Raw genomic sequence first — 21,526 nt, forward strand, 5'->3', positions numbered from 1 at the left:
AGCGAACGGATGATCCGAATCCAGCAAATGGATTGACCAATGCGATAGTGTGGCGCACAAAAATCAGAATAAAAAAATCGATAGGGAAGGGGATTCGATGCGTAGGAAAATGGCGCTGACGCTCGTGGGAGCGAGCACGCTGGCTATGGCCGTGCCGGCGATCGCTCGGCAGGACCAAGCGGCCGCACCGCCTGACGCCACCGACGCATCAGTGGCAAACGAAATCATCGTTCAAGCCCGTCGCCGTGATGAAAGCCTGCAGGATGTGCCACTGGTTGTGAATGCCGTCACCTCGGAGGCGATTTCCAAGTTGAACATCCGCAATTTCACCGAGATCAGTTCGGTCGTTCCGGGTCTTCAACTGACGCCCAACGCCAACGGCATCGGGACTTCCTCATCACTTCGCGGCGTCAATCACGACGTGAATGTGAGCGCCGAAAACGGCACGATTCAGTATTATCGCAACGATGCGCCGGTACCGTCGAATTTCGTCATGCAGACGATGTACGATGTAGGGCAGATCGAAGTGCTGCGGGGGCCGCAGGGCACGTTGCGCGGCCGGTCGACGCCATCCGGTTCAGTCACCGTAACCACGCGTGCGCCCGACCTGGTCGAAGCGGGTGGCTATCTTGCCGGAACGCTCGGTTCGGCTGGGGCGGCTAATTTCAATGGCGCCCTGAACATTCCTGTCATCTCGGATGTGCTGGGCGTGCGCGTGGCAGGCATTCACAGCAAGGATCGCGGCAACCGCGTGACCAGCCTGAATAGTGATGAGAAGCCTCGCAGCGAGACCAATGCAATTCGGGCGGCTGTCCGCTTCGAACCGACGCAGTGGCTTCGCCTGGGCTTCCTGTACGAAGCGATGCAGACTGACGGCACGCGCTTTGACCAGGTGCGATCCGTCAGCGCGTACGATCCCGACTATGTGCCGACGACCGGTGCACCCGACTATGGCAATATCGGCTTGAGCGACAGGCTGTCGGTTCAGTCCCGCCCGAGTACAACCCAGCAGAAGTTCCAGTTCTACAACTGGAATGCGGAAGTCGACGTATTGGGGCAGCGTCTCATTTACGTCGGCTCGGCTACTTCCCAGAAGTATTACAGCTATGGCGTCCGTGATCTTGCGAATTTCTTCCCGGATCTCGAAATTGCGCAGATTGCGGACACCAAGGGAACGACAAGCAGCCATGAGGTGCGCTTGCAGAACCCCGACCGGGTAGCCGGGCTGTTCGACTACGTCGTCGGATACTTCCACTATCAGGTACCTTCGCAGACCAACCTCCACGATCTCAGTATCACTCAGCTTCGACTGGCCGGCCTCGGTATTCCCATCGCCGCCCCAAGCGTGACCGACACGCCGATCTACATTGCAAAGGGGACGCCCAAGGAAGACTCGTTCTTCGGTAACCTGACATTCCATCTCACCGAATCCACCGAGCTTTCAGGCGGACTGCGGCGGATCCATTTCACGGATAACCGAGACGGCCTGTTCATCAGCTGCACGCCCGACATGTATGCCGCCGGCGGTTGCACGCGCCAGAACGGTACGGAATCGGACGTCAGCGAGAACACCACGATCTACAGCGCAAGCATCAAGCATCGTTTCACGCCGGGGCTCATGGTCTATGCCTCGACCGGCAGCTCGTGGCGCCCACCGGTTGTGGCCATCGGCGACTTCACGCATGCCGAATACACGGCGAACGAAGTCGCGCATATCTCGCTGCCTTCGGAAAGCTCGAAGTCCTACGAGGTCGGCTTGAAATCGGACTGGTTCGACCGCCGGTTGCAGTTCAACCTGACCGCCTATCACCAGGACTACAAGAATTACCCCTATCGAGCGGGCGGTGCCGGTATTGCCTATATCGACATCAACTCGGCGGGCGCCCCGACGATCGGCAACTTCAATTTCGTTAGCGCGGTTCCGATCAAGGTGAACGGGATCGAGGCCGAACTGGCATTCACGCCAACGCCGCGCTGGAATCTTGGTGCAACTCTCAACTTCGCTCGCAGCCGGATCGGCAATGCTCTGCTGGCCTGCACGGATGCGCTCGACAACCAGACCGGCGCTGTAGGCTCTGACGGCATTCCCGATACTGTTACGCCTACCCTGGCGCAAATGCAGCAGGCTTACAGCGGCGAACGCGTGGCGCAGTGCCCGGGTGGCGGTCAGTCGGCAACCTTCCAGCCCGAGTGGTCGGGTGTATTAAGGGCCGAGTATACTTTGCCGGTCGCCAACAAGATGGATGGTTATTTGCGAGGACTGTTCAGTTGGAAGGGTAAATCCAAGACGGACCCGAACAACGCGTTCGACGACGTCAAGGCTTACGGCCTGTTGAACCTGTTCGGCGGTCTGCGATCGCAGGACGGGGCCTGGGAAGTGTCTGTCTACGCCAAGAACATATTCGATACGACGAAGCTCATCAGTCAGGATGACCGCGCCCAGTTCACCTCCGTCACCGACGTCTTTCTAAGGCCGCCGACCTTCAGCGTATCGGGTATCGGATCGACGGTTTACTCCAGCCGCTATGCGGGTGTTTCGGTTACCGCTCCTCGCGAATTCGGGGTGACTTTCCGCGCAGCAATCGGCTCGCGTTAAATGATTTCCGAGCGGAAGGGCTTTGGGTTTCTGGCCCCGGCCCTTTCGACTTCGGATTGTGTCGCTCTCGCTTGGGAGTGACGCCTCCGACTAGAAACGATGCCGGGCAGGGAGGATCCGCGATCGATCTTCGAGATTTGGTCTCTGAAAAGCACCGTCACCTTGAGCAACAAGCCTGGGAACCGAGCACCGATCCTGGGATCGATGTATGCCTCAATCGGGCGCCATGATCGAAGTCGAAAGGAGCCTGTAGAGGATCTTGGCGATTTCAGAGACGCTGTAGGCATCTTCGGGTTGGCCAACCCACCAGGCAAGCGTTTCGGCGATAAGCGAGGCAGCGCAGATCGTTCCAAGCTCGGTAGGGAGCCAGGCGTTGATGGGCTGTTCCTCTTTTGCCACGACCATGGATACGCGAAGCCATTCCTCGCGCATGGCACCGCCGGCTCCGCCGTTGAGGAGGATGGCCCAGAGCGCGCGGTGGTCGGCAACGTAGCCGCACAAGGCTTGAAACCCGGCCTCGTAGCTTTCGGCATCGCGGATGGAGAGCGTCAATCGGTTGAGATGCGCGATCTCGTCTTTCGCAATGGCGCTGAGCAGTGCTTCCTTGGTCTCATGATGGCGAAAGAACGTGGCGTAATGGACCTTGGCTTCAGCGCAGATGTCGCGAACGGTGATCTGATCGAAGGGCTTGCGCTGGAGCAATGCCAGCATGGCTTCCTGCAGCGCCTTGCCCGATCGCACGGCGCGGGCATGCGTGGATCTTGATGATGCCAGCGGCCCGGCTTTATGCGATGCTGTGTCGCTCAACTTGCGATTCGGTTTGCTGTTCTCGGCCATCCCGTCGTGTGTGACGCAAGATCGCTGGTCAACGCAAGCACTGCCGGCCGACCCTGGCAGCCCTCAAAGGGTCAAAGGGACGTTCGAAGCAGCAAAGTGCAAAATCACTGAAGAGAGGACTGCCAATATGCTTCGTAAATTTCTACTCGCCGCAACGTTTGCGGCTGCCATCACGGCGCCGCTATCGGTCAACGCGGCGGAGCCCGCAGCTGCCTCCGCTCCGGCAGCAGCCTTGTCGACTTCAACGACCTCTATCGGGACCTTGCTAGACAATCCCACGACCAAGGCCATTGTCACGAAGTATCTCCCGGATCTTGTGAGTAACCCACAAATCGAGATGGCGCGGGGTATGACGCTGAAGCAGATTCAATCGTACTCATCCGACACCGTCACGGATGAAGTCCTAGGAAAGATCGACGCAGAACTCGCGAAGCTGCCCGTGCAAAAGTGACCCCGTCGAGCCTCCGGCCACTGTGTGACCGGAGGCTGTCCCAAACGGAATGCTACGAGGGAGATTGATGGATAGGCTTCGACCGAGGGGCCAGGGCGGTGAGCAATTGATAGGGCAGCATGATCGACACTCCGGCCTTGCCGTCGCGGATCCAAAACCTGCCTGGTCCAGTTTGCTGCTTCTGAGATCCTCTGAGACCTTGTTGGTCGAAATGGGTCAAAATACTGGCTGGGGCGGCAGGATTCGAACCTGCGAATGCCGGTACCAAAAACCGGTGCCTTACCACTTGGCGACGCCCCAGCAGGGATTGCGCGCTTAGCGGCTAAAGCCGGCGCTGAAAAGCCCTTATCGAGCACTTTTCCCGCGCCGGCTTTATGGGGAAGCGATCAGCCCTTCAGCACGGTGTCGATATCCGCGGCACTGTGGCGTTCGCGGACGAAGCCGTCGCCCTTGCGATTGACGATGCGGCCGCGCTGGACCGCCTCGCGGGCGCCCACTTCCTCGCCCCAGCGCACCAGGTTGGTATAGCTCGGAACGTCCAGGAAGCGCGCCGCATCGCCATAGGCATCGCCTCGCACGAAGCTGCCGAACCAGCCATAAGCGGCGATATCGGCGATGGTGTAGCTATCGCCCGCCAGGTATCGCGTTTCGCCGAGGCGCTTGTCGGCCACGTCGAACAGGCGCTTGGTTTCCATGGCATAGCGATTGATCGGATATTCGTATTTCTCCGGGGCATAGGCATAGAAGTGCCCGAAGCCGCCGCCGATCAGCGGAGCCGTGGACATCTGCCACATCAGCCAGGACAGACACTCTGCGCGCTCGGGATAAGCGGCCGGCACGAACTTCCCGAACTTTTCCGCGAGGTAGAGCAGGATCGCACCCGATTCGAACACGCGGACCGGCGATGCGCCCGAGCAATCCAGAAGAGCGGGAATCTTCGAGTTCGGATTGACCGACACGAAGCCCGAACCGAACTGGTCGCCTTCGCCGATGTCGATCAGCCAGGCGTCGTACTCCGCCTCGGCCACGCCTGCTGCCAGCAATTCTTCCAGCATGATCGTGACCTTCTGCCCATTGGGAGTACCCAGCGAGTAGAGTTGCAGCGGATGCTCACCGCGTGGCAGGTCCTTCTCATGCGTGGCGCCGGAGATGGGCCGGTTGATGCTGGCCCATTCCCCGCCATTGCCCTTGTCCCAGGTCCAGACAGCGGGCGGCGTGTAGGTAAGGTCGGCCATGAGCAACTCCTTGATGTGTCGGGCGCACATCTAGGAAGCGCCCCAAGGCACGACAAGGCCGCCGGTCAATTCGCTTCGGTAATGGGCAGCAGGCGACATATTCACCGGAAGAGACCTCGACTTTTCGCGAATGTCATTTTAAATCAATTGCCTAGAGTGATATTGCGGCCTTATCCGGTCGCGCCGGGAAGACAGGCAGGAAGCGAATGAGCAAGACGATCGACGCGCCGGCAGCTCCATTGGGCAGGCGTCAGCCCACGCGTCGCCGCAACAAGGGCTTCGAGGAAACCCACGCGCTGCTGATCGATACGGCGATCCGTCTCATGTCGGAAAAGGGCACGGAGGCGCTGTCGCTGTCGGAAGTGGCGCGCGAGGCGGGTGTGAACCGCACGACCGTCTATTATCATTTCGAAAGCCGCGAGGCTCTGCTCACGGCGGTGCGGGCGTGGTCGGCCAACCAGTTGGCCGCGGCTTTCGCGCCTTCGGACACCATGGAAAACCGCACGCGCTTCATCACCCGCTTCGTGATCGAAAAACCGGAAGTGATCGCGCTCTGGACCGAGGAATTCCTGGCGCCCGGGCGGGCGGGGGAACGCTATCCGCATTGGGAGGCGCTTGTCGAAGGCTTGCGCGGCGAGTTCAGCGACGATGAGGACCTGGATGCCGAGGCTTTCGCCACGTTCCTGCTGACCTGGGCGATGATCGGACCGCGGGTCTATCGCAACAGCGTGCGGCCCGATCTCTCGCTGGACGAAACGATCGAGCGGCTGACCCGGACGCAGATCGCCATGCTGCGGCGTATCGGGGTGACGCCGGGCCGCTGAGGGCAGGCGAAATCGGCGGGGTGTGGAAAGCGGAGTCCGGAGGCTAACCCCCGGACTCCCGAATTATCGGCCGTCAGATGGCGGCGATCAGGAAACCTTGCGGATCCAGCCGTGAGTATCGGCAGCTTCGCCGCGCTGGATCGACACGAGGCGGTACTTCAGCTTGGCCGTGAGCTGGCCGGGGCCGCCCGAGCCGATGGTGAATTCACCGTCGCGGCCCGAAACCTTGCCGACCGAGGTGACCACGGCTGCCGTGCCGCAGGCGAAGGTTTCGATCAGCTTGCCGGAATTGGCATCATCGCGCCACTGGTCGAGGCTGTACTTGCCTTCCTCGACCTTGAGGCCTTCCTCGCGCGCAAGCTGGAGCAGGCTGTCGCGGGTGATCCCGGGGAGGATCGTGCCGGTGAGAGCCGGGGTGAGCAGCGTGCCGTCCTCGAACACGAAATAGAGGTTCATGCCGCCCAGCTCTTCGATCCACTTGTGCTCGGCGGCGTCAAGGAAAACGACCTGGTCGTGGCCGCGCGAGATGGCTTCGGCCTGGGGCACCAGGCTGGCGGCGTAGTTGCCGCCGCACTTGGCCGCGCCCGTGCCGCCGGGGGCCGCGCGGGTGTAGTCGGAAACCCAGATCGAGACGGCCGGAGCGCCGGACTTGAAGTAGTTGCCCGCCGGGCTGGCGATCACGATGAACTTGTACTGCTTGGCCGGGCGCACGCCGAGGAAGGCCTCGGTAGCGATCATGAACGGACGCAAGTAGAGCGAGGCGCCTTCGCCGGCCGGGATCCACGCGCGGTCGATCTTCACGAGGCGTTCGATCGCCTCGACGAACAGCGCTTCGGGAAGTTCCGGCATCGCGAGTCGCTGGGCCGACTGATTGAAGCGGGCGGCGTTCGCTTCGGGGCGGAACAGCGCGACTGATCCGTCGGCCTGGACGTAGGCCTTGAGGCCCTCGAAGATTTCCTGGGCGTAGTGCAGCACCGAAGCGGCCGGATCGAGCGCGATCGGCTGGCGCGGTCCGACGACGGCATCGTGCCAGCCCTGGCCTTCGGTCCACTCCACGGTCACCATGTGGTCGGAGAAGTTCGTGCCGAATCCGGGGTTGGCAAGCACGGCCTCACGTTGCTCCGCGCTGGCGGGCGAAGGGTGGGGCAGGGTGGTGAAAGTCAGGCCGGCATCGGCGAGGGTCGCCATCGAACTAGTCCTCTTGTGTGCGTTTCCGGAGCGCGTTGAACGAAAATTACGCTCAAGGCAACCGAAAAGTAATTTTGATACGCGTGCAAGGCGCTTTACTGCCCGGGGAAAGCGGTAAAGCGCGAAAGTCCGGGTGTCCGATGGACGTCCAGACTTACCGTGTCTCTGCCTTAGCTTCGGGAAACGCTGGAGGGCCAGCGGGAAATTCGCTTTTTGGCATTCAGGCCAGTCAAGTCTGAGCCAGGAGAGCGATGCCGAGCTTACGATCCGCGGCGGGATGTTGCTGGCAGTCGTGTGGCTGGCAGACGTTCAAATGAGAAGGGCCGCCCCGGTTGCCCGGTGCGGCCCTTCGCATGGTCAGCGGCCGGGAAGTGCCGCCAGCGAAAGCCTTTATCGCTTCATCAAGATTTAGCGATAATGCCTCGCGACGGAAATTGCCGACCTCTCTGCTGAACCATGAGACATCGGATCACCTCCTTTCGCGCTGTTAAGCCAGGGTTGCCACCTTGGATCTTGCACCGAGGCAGCTGGACTTCAGTAACTCCCGGGCGCGTTTCCCAGGTCCCGCCGTCCTGTGAAATTTGTGTCCGATTCCGCAGCGCACAACAAGCCTTGCAATCATCTTTTTTGCGGTCATTATCGAGGCTTCGGGCTAGTTTTCCCCAGCCTGGATGCCCTGCCGAAGGGCCGTTTCTGGGGGCTGAAAACTGCGGCCTGCAACCTTCTGAAATCGCCGCAAAACCTCGTCGAATCGCGAGAAATTCCTGCCTCAGTGGTCGGATGATTCCCGGTCACTTGTGCGCACAAGTCTGGTTCCTGCGCGGCAAGCCGCGCGGCCGTACCGTGCCGAAGGACGCGCTTCGACACGGGATGGCCGAATCCGGCGGTCAGCGGCAGTCTTCGATGACCCTGGAAATTTCCGTCCAGCTTGGAATGTAGAGCGGCTGCATGCCCTGCGCCTGGACCGCGAAACGGCCGCGGCTGAAGGCCATCGAATCGAGCAGCCGGTCGCGCGCGGGCAAGTCGACCTGGACCCCGCCACTGACGGGATGGGCGGCAACGGCGCGAGTCGTGTCGGATGTGGTGATCGAAAGGGAAACGGGGCCGGCCGAAGTGCCGCTGCGGAACAGGGATATGGTGGAGGAGGCGCGATTGCAGCGGATGCCGAAAATGCCGTCGGCAAAGCTGGCTATTCCCGGGCTGGTGATGCGCCAGTCGCCCGGCGTTGCGGGAGAATCGCGCCAGTCGGCGGGTGGCGGCGGCGGGGCCGGTGGCGGCGGGGCGGCCGGCGTCGGTGCCGGGCGCGGGGCCTGAACGGGGGGCTTGGCTGCCGGAACGCAAGCTGCGACAAGCACCAGCGCGGTCAGCGAAGCGGCTGTCAGCACCTTGCGGGGCAACTTGCGGGAGAACGAAAGGGCGTCGGTGCGCCGGCGCGGATTTGCCTTCATTCCCCCGGTATGGAATGAGGCGCGGCTCATCTCAAGTGTGCAAAGCCATGACTGACCCGTCCGAACCCCGCCCCGTCGATAAGAAAGCAGGCGCCGCGCCGCGCCAAGCGACTCGCCCAGCGCCCCGCATAGCCAAGTCCCGCGTCGATCAGATGCTGGTGGATCGCGGCCTGGCGGAGAGCCGCACCCGGGCGCAGGCGCTGGTGCTGGCAGGGCTGGTCTTCACCGGCGAAACCAAGGTGGCCAAGCCGGGCCAGAGCTTGAAGGCCGACGCCCCGCTGGAAGTGCGCGGGCGCGACCATCCCTGGGTTTCGCGCGGCGGAATCAAGCTGGCGCATGCCATCGAGCATTTCGATCTCGACCCCACCGGCGCGGTTGCCATGGACATCGGCAGTTCGACCGGCGGCTTCACCGATGTGCTGCTGACTCACGGCGCCGAACGCGTGTTTGCCGTGGATTCGGGCACTAACCAGCTCGCCTGGAAGCTGCGTCAGGATCCGCGCGTCACCGTACTGGAGCAGACCAGCGCGCGAATCCTGACCCCCGAGCAGATCGACGCGCCGTGCAACTGGGTGGTCTGCGACGCCAGCTTCATCGGTCTGTCCAAAGTGCTGGAAGTCCCGCTTCGCCTGGCGGCGCGCGAATGCCGTCTGGTCGCCCTTATCAAGCCGCAGTTCGAAGTGGGCCGCGGCGAAGTGGGGAAGGGCGGCGTGGTGCGCGAACCGGCGCTTCATGAGCGGGTCTGCGCCGAAGTCCGCGAATGGCTGGAGGCCGATGACTGGGTGATCCAGGGCATCGTCGAAAGCCCGATCAAGGGGCCGGAAGGCAACGTCGAGTTTCTCGTTTCGGCACTGCGGGGATGATTTTCCCGGCGGCGAGCGATTGCACCGGCGGCAAGCTCGTTACACAACCCGCGCATCTTCGTGGTTTATCCTGATTCGGGAGTTGTTAAGGGAATGAACCTGATTGCCTCGTCCGGCCAGTTGCGCGCCAGCCTGCTGCGCTGGGCGCTCGTGCTCGTTCCTCTGGTCGTGCTGCTGGGCTTCGTTTCCGGCCGCGTGGCGCAGAGCGGGCCGGGCAATCCCTGGTTCGACGCCCTGGTGAAGCCCGGCATCTACCCGCCCCCGATCACGTTCCCGATCGTCTGGACCGTGCTCTACGTGCTGATGGGCTTGGCCCTTGCGATGATCTGCGCGGCGCGCGGGGCGCATGGGCGGGGACTGGCGGTGGTCGCCTTCGCCGTGCAGTTCGCGCTCAATCTCGCCTGGAGCCCCGTTTTCTTCGGCGCGCACCGAATGACGGCCGGCCTGATCGTGATCGGCCTGCTCGACCTGGCCGTCCTGGTGACGATCGTCCTTTTCGCGCGAATCCGGCCAGGCGCGGCACTGCTGCTCGTGCCTTACCTCGCCTGGATCTGCTTCGCGACTTATCTCAACTACGCCTTCCTCCAGGCCAATCCCGCGCTCGACGGTGCGGAAGGGCCACGCGCAGTCGAGCGTTTCGAGATCTGAACGGTCTGGAAATTCGCCGGAAGCTCTTGCGCGCCTCCGCGCAAAATACCAAATAGGCGCCATGCAAAGCGAAAACCCCTTCGTCGCCGATTTCGTCAAGATGATGAACAGTGCTGCCGGCACGCTCGCAGGCGTCGGCCGCGAAGCCCGCGACAGCGCGCGCGAGCGCTTCAAGGAACTCATGGGCGACATGGACTATGTCACGCGTGAGGAGTTCGAGGCCGTGAAGGAACTCGCCGCCACCGCGCGCGGCGAAGTGGAAACGCTCAAGGCGCGCATCGACGCGCTCGAAGGCAAGTCGGGCCAGTAAAAGGCCTGGGTGACGCCATTCTGGAAACGGGCCTGGAAACAGGCATGAAGCGCGGGGGAATTTCCTCCGCGTTTTGCATTGGGCGTGCGGCGCTTGTGGTGTCCGCACCGCGCTGCCGCTAGCGGCGAGCCATGCAGCTTCGAGCACCCGCCATCGTCTGCGCTGCCCGCCCTCACGGCGAGACGGCGGTCATCGCCCGGATGCTGACGTCCGAAGCCGGGATCGTCGCTGCCTATGTGGCAGGAGGCCGGGGGCGCGAGCTGCGGCCGGTGCTGATCCCCGGCAATGCCGTGGAGGCGGATCTGCGCGCGAAAAGCGATAGCCAGCTTCCCTTCGCCCGCATCGAACTCGTCACCAGCCGCGGGCCCTGGCTCAGCGAGCCGCTTCCCGCCGCCGCGATCTCCTGGGTGACGGCGCTGACCGCCATGGCGCTGCCGGAGCGCCAACCCTACCCCGCGCTTTACGACGCGCTCTGCGCGCTTCTGGAGGCGATCTGCGTGGCGCCCTCGGCCAGGGGCTGGGCGCTGCCGCTGCTTTCCTACGAGGTCCTGCTGCTGCGCGAACTCGGTTACGGCGTACCTGTCGCCCGTCCCCAGGACGACGACTGGGGCGCGATACTCACCACTTTCGACCGCCTCGGCCGTGAGCTTTCGCGCTATCCGCTTGCCGATCGGCGTGGAGACGCTATGGGGGCGCGCGTCCTGCTGCGTGAGCGGCTGGCACGGATTCATGGCTGAGAAGCAAGCGGAGAACGACATGCGCATCGCAGTATTTGCAGGAGACGGGATCGGTCCCGAGGTCACCGAGCAGGCAGTGCGCGTTCTCGAAAAGCTTGAACTTCCGGGTCTTGAGCTTGTCGAAGGCGATGTCGGCGGCGCGGCCTATTACAAGCATGGCCACCCGCTTCCTGCCGAAACGCTGGAGATCGCGCGTTCGGCCAAGGCGATCCTGTTCGGGGCCGTGGGCGATTTCTCCTGCGACCATCTCGAACGCCATCTCCGCCCGGAGCAGGCCATCCTCGGCCTGCGCAAGGAACTCGGCCTCTTCGCAAACTTGCGCCCGGCGCAGGTTTTCGCAGGCCTTGAGGACCTGACCACGCTGCGTCCCGAAGTCGCCAGCAAGATCGACCTGCTGATCGTGCGCGAACTCAACGGCGACGTCTATTTCGGCGAAAAGGGCCTGCGCACGCTGGAAGACGGCCGCCGCCAGGGCTGGGACATGATGTCCTATGCCGAGGACGAAGTGCGCCGCATCGCGCATGTCGGCTTCAAAGCGGCGATGGGCCGCGGCAAGAAGCTCTGCTCGGTCGACAAGGCCAATGTGCTCGAAACCTCGCAGCTCTGGCGCGACGTGGTGATCGAAGTGGCCAAGGAATATCCCGAGGTCGAACTCACCCACATGTACGTCGACAATGCGGCGATGCAGCTGGTGAAGAACCCGGGCCAGTTCGACGTGATCGTCACCGGCAATCTCTTCGGCGACATCCTTTCCGACCAGGCCTCGATGTGCGTGGGCTCGATCGGCCTGCTGGCTTCGGCCAGCCTTGCCGAGGGCACGTACGGCCTCTATGAGCCGATCCACGGTTCGGCGCCGGACATCGCGGGCAAGGGCCTTGCGAATCCGATGGCGACGATCCTTTCGGCGGCGATGCTGCTGCGTCACTCCTTCGGTCTCGAAGCCGAAGCTGCGCGGATCGAGGCTGCCGTCGCCAGGACACTGGCCGATGGCATCAAGGGCGGCGATCTGGGCGGTACGGCCGGCACGCGAGAAATCGGTGACGCGGTCGTCGAACGGCTGTAAGATCGCCTACCGTTCGGACCAAAAAGGTTTATTCAGGATTACCACCTATTACGGGGCGCATGAACATAACTCGTTCTGATCTCGCAGAGGCGCTCGACGTCGCAGCCAAGCCGCTTGAGCTGGCGATCGTCCTGCCTACCTATAACGAGCGCAAGAACATCGCGACGATGATCGAGCGACTCGATGCCGCGCTGAAGGGCGTGGTGTGGGAGGCCGTCTTCGTTGACGACAACAGCCCGGATGGCACCTCGGACGAGGCGCGCCGCCTGTCGCTGGAGGATCCGCGCGTGCGCTGCATCCAGCGCATCGGCCGCCGCGGCCTTGCCAGCGCGGCGATCGAGGGCATGTGCTCCACCGCCGCGCCGGTGGTTGCCGTGATGGATGCCGACCACCAGCACGATCCTGCGCTGCTGCCGGGCATGCTCAAGGCGGTGACCTCGGGCGAGTACGACCTGGCCTATGCCTCGCGCTTCGCGGAAGGGGCCAGCACCGAAGCTTGGGGCCGTCCCGACCGTGTGAAGGCCTCGGGCCTTGCCAACCGGATCGCCAACAAGGTGACCGGGGTGGAACTGACCGATCCGATGAGCGGGTTCTTCATGCTTCGCACCGAGACCTTGCGCGCCGATGCGCATCGTCTCTCGGGCGTGGGCTTCAAGATCCTTCTCGACATTCTCGCAACTGTCGACCGTCCGCTTCGCGTGAAGGAGTTCCCGCTCCATTTCGCGGCGCGTGCGGAAGGCGAAAGCAAGCTGGACCAGACCGTCGTGTTCGAATTCCTCGTAGGCCTTTACGACAAGTGGCTGGGGCGCATCATCCCCACCCGTTTCGCCCTGTTCGGAACCGTTGGCGCCCTGGGCGTGGTGGTGCAGTTCAGCGCGCTGTGGATCATGCTCCACCTCGTGTTCGCCGAGCGCTTCGTCTACGGCAACTGGTCGGAAAGCGCGACGTTCAACATCGCGAACTCGATCGCGGCGATCGTGGCCATGACGTTCAACTTCGTGCTGAACAACGAACTGACGTACTCGGACAAGCGCCTGCGCGGTTTCGGCCCGCTGATGCGTGGATGGGCGCAGTTCGCCGTCGCCTGCTCGCTGGGCCTGCTGACCAACGTCGGTTCGGCTGCTGTGCTCAGGACCATCGGCATTCATGACGTGGTGGCGGTCGTCACCGGCATCGTGCTGGCCGCGGTCTGGAACTTCGCGCTGTCCTCGAAGTTCGTCTGGGGCAAGTACTAAGCCAGCTGCGATAGCTGGCCCGCCGCCCTGATGGCGGCGGCGAACAGACAAAAGCGCGCGCCGGGGTTCCGGCGCGCGTTTTTGTTTGCCCTACGTCGGTCGTTGTAGGGCGTTCGCCGGATTCGCTTTGTGTTCACTCGTGCAATCATGTCCAGCACCGGGGCCGAGCCGGCTTGAGGGACAATGCATGATCTTTCGCGTTTCGATAGACGCCCGCGACCCCTGCCGGGTCGCCGCGGTGCTGGCCGAACTTGTCGGCGGCCGGTCGGTGCGCTGCGGCGCGGGTTGGCGCGTGGAGGCATCGCAGGCGGCGCCGCAGATGCTTGTGGTGCCTTGCGAGGATCCCTGCACGGATGCGGGCCATTGCAGCGTGACCCTGGCGACATCGCTCGACATCGCGGAAGTCTATGCCATCGCCGGGCGCGAAGGCTGGCCGGCCCGCTACCGGCGGCGTGCGAGCGGCCTGGACGTGATCGAGCTGATGCTGGAGAGCGCACGCGCGATCGAGGTCGTTACGCCCGACATGCAGGCGGATCACTTGGGCAAGCTGGCCGCGTCTGGCTAGGGACAGGCGCCCGGCGTTCCGTCAACGCCAGTTCGGAAACCACATCCAGACGTTGTAGAATTCCTTGGTCGGCAGCGGGGCGCCAGAGATGATGGGGTAGAAGCCCACGAACATCGCTGCCGAGATCGCCATGGTCGCAGTGGCCAGGTGGCGCCAGCGGTTGCGCCGGTTCCACAGGGCGTCCAGGGCGAAGGCCAGGATGCCCATGAGGAAGGCTCCGGGGAGCAGATAGTGGTAGTAGAACTGGATCGGCTTGCCGTTGACCACCCAGATGCCCAGCGTGCCCGCATAGAGCAGCACCAGCGTCAGGACGTCCCGGCGCCCGCGGAACAGCGAGACCCAGGCGCCCCAAACCAGCGCGAAGAGCCCGGAGATCATCGAGAAGGGATTGCCCAGCATCACGATGCCATGCTGGTGGCCGTCGATGTTCTCGAACTGGTACCAGATCGGCCGCCAGTCGACCATCCACTGGTACCAGAGGCTGCGGTAGGGGTGCAGCTTCTTCACGCTGTCCTGCAGCGCGATCATATGGCGGTGCTGCTCGATGAAGCCCCAGGGCGAGAGCGGGCGGCTGCTATAGAACATCGCCGGAAGGTACGTCGCCCAATAGACCATCAGGGGCAGCAGCCCGAGCCAGAACGCGGCTTCCGCCAGCGAGATGCCCGGGATGGGTCCCGCGCCCTTGCGGCCGACGAATTTCCAGCCGCTCTCCCGCACGCGCAGCGCCAGGAACCACAGCCCGGGCACCATCAGCGCCGGAGCGCTGCTCCACTTGGCCCCGAGCGAAAGCCCGAGCGCTACGCCTGCCGCTGCCAGTCGTCCCCGCGCCGCGCCGCTCGTCGGCGCATGAAGGGCGGCCGCGAACTGCCAGAGGGCGATCATGCACAGCGAGGCCTCGACCATGTCGAGCATGGAGATACGGCTCTGGACGAACCACATGAAATTGGTGGCCAGCAGCACGGCCGCGGTGATCGTGGCCCGGCGGCGTCCGGACAAGTGCCAGACGAAGCGCGCGAAGGCGAACAGGCCGAACACGCCGAACAGCAGCGGGCCGATGCGCCAGGCGATCGGCCGGTCGCCGATGATCGAGATGAAGCCGGCGATCACTTCCTTGGCGAACATGGGATGCTCGCCATTGGCCGGGATCAGTTCCAGCAGCTTGAGCGCAGCCGGGACGTAGTGGATCTCGTCGAAGTAATAGCGGTTCGGTTCCGCAAGCCGGAACAGGGCGAGGGCCAGGAACAGGCCCGTCACGATCAGGCTCCAGCCGATCGGATCTCTCTCATTGCGCGAAGCGTTCGGCATCGGACCGGCGGAATAAGGGCGAAGTAAGGGGACTGCAAGGCTGACTGAAACTTGCTCCACCGAAGCCGCGGCGCGCCTAAGGTTGCACTGGCCGCTTGCGCTGGCCCTTTGGCGATCCTAGAGGCTTGGCCCATGAAACGCACTACCGGACAGGACCGCTCGAAGACCCGCAATTGGCGCCCGGCCACCCGCGCGATTCGCGGAGGCACCTGGCGCTCGGAAATGGGGGAGACCAGCGAAGCGCTGTTCCTCACTTCCGGCTACAGCTACGACGATGCCGCCACCGTGGCCGCCCGCTTCATGGGCGAAGACGACGGCATGACGTATTCGCGGCTCCAGAACCCGACGGTGCAGATGCTGGAAGAGCGCATCGCTCTGCTGGAGGGGGCGGAAGCCTGCCGTACCCAGGCCTCGGGCATGGCGGCCATGACCACGGCGCTGCTCTGTCAGCTTTCGGCCGGCGACCACATGGTGTCCGCCCGCGCCGCCTTCGGTTCGTGCCGCTGGCTGGGCGACAGCCTGCTGCCGCGCTTCGGTATCGAGGTGACGGTGATTGACGCCACCGACACGGCGGCCTGGGAAGCGGCGATTCGGCCCAATACCAAGGTGTTCTTCTTCGAATCGCCTGCGAATCCGACCATGGACATCGCCGACATCGAAGGCATCTGCGCCATCGCCAAGGCACACGGGATCACCACCGTGGTCGACAACGCCTTCTGCTCGCCGGTCCTGCAGCGGCCGATGGAGTTCGGCGTCGACGTGGTGGCCTATTCGGCGACCAAGCTGATGGACGGGCAGGGGCGCGTCCTGGCCGGCGCCGTCTGCGGCACCGAAGAATTCATCAACGACAAGCTCCTGCCGTTCCAGCGCAACACCGGGCCGAACCTTTCGCCCTTCAACGCCTGGGTCGTGCTGAAGGGCCTGGAGACGCTGGATCTGCGCGCCAAGAAGCAGAGCGAGAACGCCCTCAAGGTCGGCCAGTTCGTCGCCGGCCGCGTGCCGAAGATCCTGCATCCCTGGCTCGACAGCCACCCGCAGCAGGCTCTTGCGCAGAAGCAGATGGATGCCTGCGGGCCGATCTTCAGCTTCGTCCTCGATGGCGGCCGCGAACAGGCGCATACCTTGCTGGACGCGCTCGAACTGATCGACATTTCCAACAATATCGGCGACTCGCGCTCGCTGATGTGCCACCCGGCCTCGACCACGCACCACGGCGTCGGTCCCGAAGGACGCGAGGCCATGGGTGTCACTGAAGGCATGCTGCGCATCAATGTCGGGCTGGAGGATGCCGACGACCTGATCGAGGATCTCGACCAGGCGCTGACCAAGGCCGGTCTCTGATTCGTCGTGAAGCGCCGCTGCCCGCCGGGGCGGCGCTTCATCTGGCTGTCCGCCATGTCATCAGCCGAATGCCTCGCGCAAGGTTCGCGCTGCGCAGTTGTCGTTCCGTCAAATCATCGTTAGGCTGGCGGATGTTATGAAGGAATTCTTCCAACATACGGCGATGACCGATGGGGTGACCGTGCGGGTCGCCGTCAACTTCCTGCCCGAGCAGTCGCGCATCGAGGCGGGTAAGTGGTTCTGGGTCTATCACATTCGCATCGAGAACGATTCGGATGAGACGCTCCAGCTCATGACCCGGCACTGGCGCATCACGGACGGTCATGGCGATGTCAGCATGGTCGATGGCGAAGGCGTGGTGGGCGAACAGCCCGTCATCGCGCCGGGCCGAAGCCACGATTACGTCTCCGGTTGTCCTCTGCCAACGCCACAGGGCTCGATGGAAGGCAACTACACCTTCCTGCGCGACGACGGCACTGAGATAGAGGCGGCGATCCCCTTTTTCCCGCTGGCCGCGCCCGCCACGGCGCGCTGACGGAACGGGCTTTCGGGGGGGCGATGCGCAGCGCCGGGGGCGTTGCGGCAGTTCTTCATTGCCCGTGCGAAAACCAGCGCATAGGGAACTCCCATGAAGCGCACGCACCTGCCCCTCAATGCCCTGCGCGTCTTCGATGCAGCGGCACGCCACCTTTCGTTCACCCGCGCCGCCGACGAGCTGGCCGTGACGCCGGCCGCGGTCGGCCAGCAGATCCGCGCACTCGAAGACCTGCTGGGCGTGGTGCTGTTTCGCCGCACCAGCAAGGGACTGGAACTGACCGACGAAGCCGGCGCAGGGCTTGCCGCGCTGCGCACCGGGTTCCTTCATTTCGAGGATGCCGTGCAGGCCATGCAGGCGGGCCAGTCTAGCCACGTCTACACCATCGCCGCACCGCGCGAATTTTTCGCCGCCTGGCTGGCCCCCCGCCTTGCCGCGTTCCGGGCCGATAATCCGCAGGTCCGCTATGTCATCGTCGACGGCGAACTGACCGATTTCACCGAAGCCAATCTCGACCTGGCGGTGCGCTGGACCGATGGGCCGGGCGAGTTGGAAGGCGCGGCACTGGGCGCGGCGGAATGGGTCGAAGTGGGCCAGGGCGACTGGATCGGCTGGCCGGGCGACCCTGCACCGGGCACCGAGGACGATCAGGACAATGAGGAGGCCAAGCCGCCGATTGCGGTGAGCGATGCGGGTCAGGCCATTGCCGCCGCGCGATCGGGCCTCGGCCGGGCGCGGGTTCCCGGCTTGCTCGCGCGCGGTCTCATCAGCGAGAACGACCGGGACGTGATCCAGACGACGACCCCGTGCCGCAGGGGGTACTGGTTGGTGGCACCATTGCCGCAGTGGCGCCAGAAGAAGGTCAAGGCCCTGGTCGGCGCCCTGACTGAGCAGGCGCTTACGGGTCAGACACCGGCCGATCAGAGCCTGGACCAGATCCCGGCCGGCCAAACTGCGGCAGACTGAGCAGGCGGAAACCGAACGAACCGAATTCGTTCGATTTCAACAAGCACCGCGGCGGGGCGGCCATGTTAGGTTCCAGTCGGATCACACTGGAGACCGCGATGTCCTCTAGCCTTCCCGTGCCTGACGCCGAAGCCGCCTGCTGCAAGACCTCGCGCCGGGAGATGCTGGGAGCCCTGGCCGCCGCCAGCGCAGTCGGAACCCTGAGCCTGGCCGCCGCGCCGCCGGCCATGGCCGCCTCGTCCGCCGCACCTGGGGGCGGCGGCGAGCAAGTCACGCCGGACCAGGCTCTCAAGGAAATCATGGACGGCAATGCCCGCTTCATTGCGGGAGCGCCCACGGCCCACACCAGGGATCTGGCCATCATCAAGGCCCGCGCGGCGGAAGGGCAGTGGCCGATCGTCGGCGTCCTGTCCTGTGCCGATTCGCGCGTGCCAGTGGAGATGGTGTTCGATGAGCCGATTGGCCGCCTGTTCGTCACCCGCATCGCCGGCAATATCACCACGCCGGAAATCATCGCCAGCCTGGAATACGGCGTGGCGGTGCTCGGCATCAAGGCCGTGGTGGTCATGGGCCATTCGAACTGCGGGGCGGTGAAAGCTGCCATGGAGAACCCCGAGGTCCCCGGCCAGATCAGCGCGCTGTTCCCGGCGATCCTGCCCGCGCTCTATCTCAGCCAAAGCCAGGATCCCGGCGTCGTCACCCGTCAGAACGCCGTGATCCAGGCTGCAACCCTGATCAATTCCTCGCCCGTGATCGAGGCGAAAGTCCAGTCCGGCGAACTGAAGGTGGTGCCCGCCCTCTACGATGTCGCCACGGGCAAAGTGGAAGTCCTGCCTATTCCTTCGGGCCTTCGCACCAAGACGGCAAAGTGACGTCCGAAAGCCCGCCGTGCCGGATGGTCCGGCAAGGCGGGTCCTGGATCAGAACCCGAGGTCTTCGATCGGGCCGTCGAAATTGCCGCCCAGCTTGTGGATGGCCTTGGCAAGCTGCTCCTGCGGCACGCCCTTGAGGTAGCCGTCGATGATCCGTTCGTAGTTGCTGATCAGCCCTTCGACTTCGTGCGACAGGCGCATGAACTCGAAGCCGCTGGCATGAAGCCCCTTCTGCTGGATCGGGATGTTCGAATAGTCCTGCCGCGGAATCGGTGGGAAATCGGGGCTGTTGTAAGGCAGCACCGTGGGCTCCATCACCGTTTCCATGTCGTCGTCCTCGGAGACATATGTCAGCGACCATATCTCGAAGAAGCAGCTTTCCGGCCCCGTTGGGCGGATCCGATAGGCGGACATCGAGGTGAAATAGGGCAGCAGGAAGTAATGCGGGAAGAGGAACTCCACCGCTTTGACCGGATGGGTCTGTGCCACCGTGCAAAGGTCGGGCACCGGCTCTCCACGGGCCTGCAACTGCGCGGAAATCTGGTGCATGACGATGCCCAGCCAGTGGAACATCGCCATGTTCTGGTCTTCCGGCAGGCCTTCTTCGATGCCGATGAGACCGCGCGCAATTTCCACTTCCTTTTCGTGGACCATCCCCGCCATGCCTTCGCTGAGCAGAGCCATGGACTTGACCTGAAGTTCCTGGTTCTCGCGATAGGACAAGTGCGGTTCGGCCATGATCGGCACCGGGCCGCGCGGGCTGCGATACATCGAATCGTACATCATCGGCGCCGCATGCTGGAGCTGCGGATGCGTCTGCATCACATGGTAGCCTTCCATGAAGGCTTCCATCGCCACCTTCCAGTTCGCCGGCAGCTCCGCTCCGTAGCACCATTCCGCGCGCATCTTGTCCAGGCCGCGGGCTTCCAGATTGGGTGCCAGGGGGCCGAAAGAGTCGCGCACGGAAGGCGCGTCGTCGTCATGGTTGATCCAGACGCAGCCGATGAAAGTCTCCGCACGGCAGGGGACCAGGTTGATGTCGTCCTCCTGAAGCTGCCGCTCCGAGAACATGTGCTTGCCGTAGACCTGGGTGGATTCGCCATCCATGTTCCAGCGCCAGCCGTGGAACGGGCAGACGAAGCCCGACTTCTTGCAATTGCCGTGCGCATGGCCGGTGCCGCCGGCAAAGGGCACGCCGCGGTGGCGGCAGGCGTTGTGGAAGGCTTTCACGCCGCTGGCGGTCCGCACGATGACGACGGACTTGCCGACGTTCTCGTACTCGATCCAGTCGCCGATTTCGGGGATCTGCTCTTCCCGGCAGGCCATCTGCCAGACATGCGGCCAGAGGTGGTCCAGCTCGGCCTGGTAGAATTCGGCATCGTAGTAGCGCTTGACCGGAATCCGTTCCGGATCCTCGATCGGATAGGGGACGGACCGCAGTCCGCCGTCGACAGATTTCAGCACTCCGACACCTCTCGGCTTGTTCTTCATTCGTGTTGAACGAATGTACAACCGTCGGCGGGGCAGGCAATGGCGCGCTCTATCGTGGGCGCGCTATTTGAACGGCGCGGGCAGGGGCCTCCGCGTCGGTCGCTTACCTTCGGGCCGGGTCGAGCGCGGATGCCGCGCGGCGGGCCGGCGCGCTTTCCATGGCCATCAGCGCCGCGATGCGCTTTTCAGTGGCGGGATGGGTAGAGAACAGGTCCGAAACCGAAGTGGGCACGATGTAGAGCTGCGCCGCCGCCGGATTGCGCTCCGAAGCCACGCTGGGAACCGCCTGCGCCGGGCCCGCGATCTTGGCGAGGGCGGATGCGAGCGCGCGCGGGTTGCCGCTGATCTCGGCGCCGGCCTTGTCCGCGCCGAATTCGCGGGTGCGGCTGATCGCCATCTGCACGATCATCGCGGCGAAGGGGGCCATGAACACGGCCGCGATGGCGGCAATGGGATTAGGTCGGTTTTCGCCCCCGCCAAGATGGCCCCCGAAGAACAGGCCGAAGTTGGCGATCATCGAGATCGCGCCGGCAATCGTCGCCACCATCGTCATGATCAGGGTGTCGCGGTTCCTGACATGGCCCAGCTCATGCGCCATGACTGCCGCCACTTCCTCGCGGTCCAGCATGTTCAGAAGGCCGGTCGTCGCCGCGACGGCGGCGTGCTCCGGGTCGCGGCCGGTGGCGAAGGCATTGGGGTTGGAACTTTCGACCAGGTAGACGCGCGGCATGGGAAGGCGCGCGCGGCGGGCGAGTTCGGCCACGAGGGTGTAGAATTCCGGCGCGCTGCGCTCGTCCACTTCGCGGGCATTGTGCATGCGCAGGACGATGCTGTCGGCGTTCCAGAACGTGAACAGGTTCATCCCCGCCGCGACGACCAGCGCGATCATCGCACCGCCGCTGCCGCCGAAGATGTAGCCCAGCCCCATGAACAGCGCCGTGAGCGCCGCCAGCAGCATGGCCGTCTTGAAACCGTTCACTTGTCCAAACTCCTTGAAATGTTTGCCTTTGGAATCT

Annotated in this window: 21 protein-coding genes and 1 tRNA gene; 14 read left to right on the forward strand and 8 right to left on the reverse strand. The window is 63.9% G+C overall.

Annotated elements, in window-relative coordinates; translation table 11 throughout:
• The first annotated feature begins 109 nt into the window (after positions 1 to 109).
• On the forward strand, positions 110 to 2,596 hold the full coding sequence (locus ACZ1J6_RS09990; protein WP_431566542.1) for a TonB-dependent receptor: 2,487 nt from the start codon (positions 110 to 112) through the stop codon (positions 2,594 to 2,596).
• 213 nt (positions 2,597 to 2,809) lie between these two features.
• Here ACZ1J6_RS09990 and ACZ1J6_RS09995 read toward each other — a convergent pair whose 3' ends face one another.
• The gene (locus ACZ1J6_RS09995) at positions 2,810 to 3,337 is read right to left on the reverse strand and encodes a TetR/AcrR family transcriptional regulator (protein WP_465128075.1); all 528 of its coding nucleotides are present in this window, start codon (positions 3,335 to 3,337) and stop codon (positions 2,810 to 2,812) included.
• Positions 3,338 to 3,350: 13 nt separating this feature from the next.
• Here ACZ1J6_RS09995 and ACZ1J6_RS10000 point away from each other — a divergent pair, with 13 nt between their 5' ends.
• Complete coding sequence (locus ACZ1J6_RS10000; protein WP_431566544.1) at positions 3,351 to 3,884, forward strand: hypothetical protein; 534 nt, start codon at positions 3,351 to 3,353, stop codon at positions 3,882 to 3,884.
• A gap of 225 nt (positions 3,885 to 4,109) precedes the next feature.
• Here the strand turns inward: ACZ1J6_RS10000 and ACZ1J6_RS10005 are convergent.
• Together ACZ1J6_RS10005 and yghU are read right to left on the reverse strand one after the other, a co-directional pair.
• Positions 4,110 to 4,184: transfer RNA gene (locus ACZ1J6_RS10005), tRNA-Gln, on the reverse strand.
• Between the two features lie 86 nt (positions 4,185 to 4,270).
• Positions 4,271 to 5,119 (reverse strand): glutathione-dependent disulfide-bond oxidoreductase, encoded by an 849-nt coding sequence (yghU, locus tag ACZ1J6_RS10010; RefSeq protein WP_314468108.1) that lies wholly within the window; start codon positions 5,117 to 5,119, stop codon positions 4,271 to 4,273.
• Between the two features lie 206 nt (positions 5,120 to 5,325).
• Between yghU and ACZ1J6_RS10015 the strand changes: the two genes are divergently transcribed.
• The gene (locus ACZ1J6_RS10015) at positions 5,326 to 5,943 is read left to right on the forward strand and encodes a TetR/AcrR family transcriptional regulator (protein ID WP_431566545.1); all 618 of its coding nucleotides are present in this window, start codon (positions 5,326 to 5,328) and stop codon (positions 5,941 to 5,943) included.
• 87 nt (positions 5,944 to 6,030) lie between these two features.
• Here ACZ1J6_RS10015 and ACZ1J6_RS10020 read toward each other — a convergent pair whose 3' ends face one another.
• Positions 6,031 to 7,131 (reverse strand): branched-chain amino acid aminotransferase, encoded by a 1,101-nt coding sequence (locus ACZ1J6_RS10020; protein ID WP_431566546.1) that lies wholly within the window; start codon positions 7,129 to 7,131, stop codon positions 6,031 to 6,033.
• 887 nt (positions 7,132 to 8,018) lie between these two features.
• Entirely contained in the window at positions 8,019 to 8,579 is a 561-nt protein-coding gene (locus ACZ1J6_RS10025) for a hypothetical protein (RefSeq protein ID WP_134092759.1), read from the reverse strand.
• A gap of 47 nt (positions 8,580 to 8,626) precedes the next feature.
• On the opposite strand from ACZ1J6_RS10025, the gene ACZ1J6_RS10030 reads away from it, so the two are divergent.
• The 7 genes from ACZ1J6_RS10030 to ACZ1J6_RS10060 all read left to right on the forward strand — a co-directional run bounded on the left by ACZ1J6_RS10030 (position 8,627) and on the right by ACZ1J6_RS10060 (position 14,000).
• Positions 8,627 to 9,442 (forward strand): TlyA family RNA methyltransferase, encoded by an 816-nt coding sequence (locus ACZ1J6_RS10030; protein WP_132262354.1) that lies wholly within the window; start codon positions 8,627 to 8,629, stop codon positions 9,440 to 9,442.
• A gap of 93 nt (positions 9,443 to 9,535) precedes the next feature.
• The gene (locus ACZ1J6_RS10035) at positions 9,536 to 10,090 is read left to right on the forward strand and encodes a TspO/MBR family protein (protein WP_431566547.1); all 555 of its coding nucleotides are present in this window, start codon (positions 9,536 to 9,538) and stop codon (positions 10,088 to 10,090) included.
• A gap of 61 nt (positions 10,091 to 10,151) precedes the next feature.
• Complete coding sequence (locus tag ACZ1J6_RS10040) at positions 10,152 to 10,400, forward strand: accessory factor UbiK family protein (RefSeq protein WP_134092760.1); 249 nt, start codon at positions 10,152 to 10,154, stop codon at positions 10,398 to 10,400.
• A gap of 131 nt (positions 10,401 to 10,531) precedes the next feature.
• On the forward strand, positions 10,532 to 11,137 hold the full coding sequence (gene recO / locus ACZ1J6_RS10045) for a DNA repair protein RecO (RefSeq protein ID WP_132262360.1): 606 nt from the start codon (positions 10,532 to 10,534) through the stop codon (positions 11,135 to 11,137).
• Between the two features lie 19 nt (positions 11,138 to 11,156).
• Complete coding sequence (gene leuB / locus ACZ1J6_RS10050) at positions 11,157 to 12,200, forward strand: 3-isopropylmalate dehydrogenase (RefSeq protein ID WP_132264056.1); 1,044 nt, start codon at positions 11,157 to 11,159, stop codon at positions 12,198 to 12,200.
• 59 nt (positions 12,201 to 12,259) lie between these two features.
• Positions 12,260 to 13,435, forward strand: coding sequence for a glycosyltransferase (locus tag ACZ1J6_RS10055; RefSeq protein ID WP_132262362.1), 1,176 nt, complete (start codon positions 12,260 to 12,262; stop codon positions 13,433 to 13,435).
• A gap of 187 nt (positions 13,436 to 13,622) precedes the next feature.
• Positions 13,623 to 14,000, forward strand: coding sequence for a hypothetical protein (locus ACZ1J6_RS10060; protein WP_431566548.1), 378 nt, complete (start codon positions 13,623 to 13,625; stop codon positions 13,998 to 14,000).
• A 21-nt stretch (positions 14,001 to 14,021) separates the two neighbouring features.
• On the opposite strand, the gene ACZ1J6_RS10065 is transcribed toward ACZ1J6_RS10060, so the two are convergent.
• A complete protein-coding gene (locus tag ACZ1J6_RS10065; RefSeq protein WP_465128076.1) occupies positions 14,022 to 15,254 on the reverse strand; it encodes a phospholipid carrier-dependent glycosyltransferase in 1,233 nt (410 codons plus the stop codon).
• A gap of 183 nt (positions 15,255 to 15,437) precedes the next feature.
• Between ACZ1J6_RS10065 and ACZ1J6_RS10070 the strand changes: the two genes are divergently transcribed.
• The 4 genes from ACZ1J6_RS10070 to ACZ1J6_RS10085 all read left to right on the forward strand — a co-directional run bounded on the left by ACZ1J6_RS10070 (position 15,438) and on the right by ACZ1J6_RS10085 (position 19,019).
• On the forward strand, positions 15,438 to 16,646 hold the full coding sequence (locus tag ACZ1J6_RS10070; protein ID WP_314468095.1) for a trans-sulfuration enzyme family protein: 1,209 nt from the start codon (positions 15,438 to 15,440) through the stop codon (positions 16,644 to 16,646).
• A 136-nt stretch (positions 16,647 to 16,782) separates the two neighbouring features.
• Positions 16,783 to 17,181: a Co2+/Mg2+ efflux protein ApaG gene (apaG, locus tag ACZ1J6_RS10075; RefSeq protein ID WP_132262370.1), complete on the forward strand. Its 399-nt coding sequence runs from the start codon at positions 16,783 to 16,785 to the stop codon at positions 17,179 to 17,181.
• A gap of 93 nt (positions 17,182 to 17,274) precedes the next feature.
• The gene (locus ACZ1J6_RS10080) at positions 17,275 to 18,147 is read left to right on the forward strand and encodes a LysR family transcriptional regulator (protein ID WP_431566550.1); all 873 of its coding nucleotides are present in this window, start codon (positions 17,275 to 17,277) and stop codon (positions 18,145 to 18,147) included.
• Between the two features lie 98 nt (positions 18,148 to 18,245).
• Positions 18,246 to 19,019, forward strand: coding sequence for a carbonic anhydrase (locus ACZ1J6_RS10085; RefSeq protein WP_431566551.1), 774 nt, complete (start codon positions 18,246 to 18,248; stop codon positions 19,017 to 19,019).
• Between the two features lie 48 nt (positions 19,020 to 19,067).
• Here the strand turns inward: ACZ1J6_RS10085 and ACZ1J6_RS10090 are convergent, their stop codons facing one another.
• The gene (locus tag ACZ1J6_RS10090) at positions 19,068 to 20,483 is read right to left on the reverse strand and encodes an aromatic ring-hydroxylating oxygenase subunit alpha (RefSeq protein WP_243654048.1); all 1,416 of its coding nucleotides are present in this window, start codon (positions 20,481 to 20,483) and stop codon (positions 19,068 to 19,070) included.
• A gap of 130 nt (positions 20,484 to 20,613) precedes the next feature.
• A complete protein-coding gene (htpX, locus tag ACZ1J6_RS10095; RefSeq protein ID WP_431566552.1) occupies positions 20,614 to 21,489 on the reverse strand; it encodes a zinc metalloprotease HtpX in 876 nt (291 codons plus the stop codon).
• Positions 21,490 to 21,526: the final 37 nt, after the last annotated feature.

The organism is Novosphingobium sp. BL-S-21 (assembly GCF_055521655.1).

Excerpts from the sequence above, each read along its gene's own strand:
- yghU (WP_314468108.1), bottom strand. The coding sequence starts at position 5,119 with ATGGCCGACCTTACCTACACGCCGCCCGCTGTCTGGACCTGGGACAAG.
- ACZ1J6_RS10025 (WP_134092759.1), bottom strand. The coding sequence starts at position 8,579 with ATGAAGGCAAATCCGCGCCGGCGCACCGACGCCCTTTCGTTCTCCCGC.
- ACZ1J6_RS10035 (WP_431566547.1), top strand. The coding sequence starts at position 9,536 with ATGAACCTGATTGCCTCGTCCGGCCAGTTGCGCGCCAGCCTGCTGCGC.
- apaG (WP_132262370.1), top strand. The coding sequence starts at position 16,783 with ATGAAGGAATTCTTCCAACATACGGCGATGACCGATGGGGTGACCGTG.
- ACZ1J6_RS10085 (WP_431566551.1), top strand. The coding sequence starts at position 18,246 with ATGTCCTCTAGCCTTCCCGTGCCTGACGCCGAAGCCGCCTGCTGCAAG.
- ACZ1J6_RS10015 (WP_431566545.1), top strand. The coding sequence starts at position 5,326 with ATGAGCAAGACGATCGACGCGCCGGCAGCTCCATTGGGCAGGCGTCAG.
- ACZ1J6_RS10020 (WP_431566546.1), bottom strand. The coding sequence starts at position 7,131 with ATGGCGACCCTCGCCGATGCCGGCCTGACTTTCACCACCCTGCCCCAC.
- ACZ1J6_RS10080 (WP_431566550.1), top strand. The coding sequence starts at position 17,275 with ATGAAGCGCACGCACCTGCCCCTCAATGCCCTGCGCGTCTTCGATGCA.
- ACZ1J6_RS10055 (WP_132262362.1), top strand. The coding sequence starts at position 12,260 with ATGAACATAACTCGTTCTGATCTCGCAGAGGCGCTCGACGTCGCAGCC.
- ACZ1J6_RS10030 (WP_132262354.1), top strand. The coding sequence starts at position 8,627 with ATGACTGACCCGTCCGAACCCCGCCCCGTCGATAAGAAAGCAGGCGCC.
- leuB (WP_132264056.1), top strand. The coding sequence starts at position 11,157 with ATGCGCATCGCAGTATTTGCAGGAGACGGGATCGGTCCCGAGGTCACC.
- ACZ1J6_RS10070 (WP_314468095.1), top strand. The coding sequence starts at position 15,438 with ATGAAACGCACTACCGGACAGGACCGCTCGAAGACCCGCAATTGGCGC.
- ACZ1J6_RS09990 (WP_431566542.1), top strand. The coding sequence starts at position 110 with ATGGCGCTGACGCTCGTGGGAGCGAGCACGCTGGCTATGGCCGTGCCG.
- ACZ1J6_RS10060 (WP_431566548.1), top strand. The coding sequence starts at position 13,623 with ATGATCTTTCGCGTTTCGATAGACGCCCGCGACCCCTGCCGGGTCGCC.
- recO (WP_132262360.1), top strand. The coding sequence starts at position 10,532 with ATGCAGCTTCGAGCACCCGCCATCGTCTGCGCTGCCCGCCCTCACGGC.
- ACZ1J6_RS10040 (WP_134092760.1), top strand. The coding sequence starts at position 10,152 with ATGCAAAGCGAAAACCCCTTCGTCGCCGATTTCGTCAAGATGATGAAC.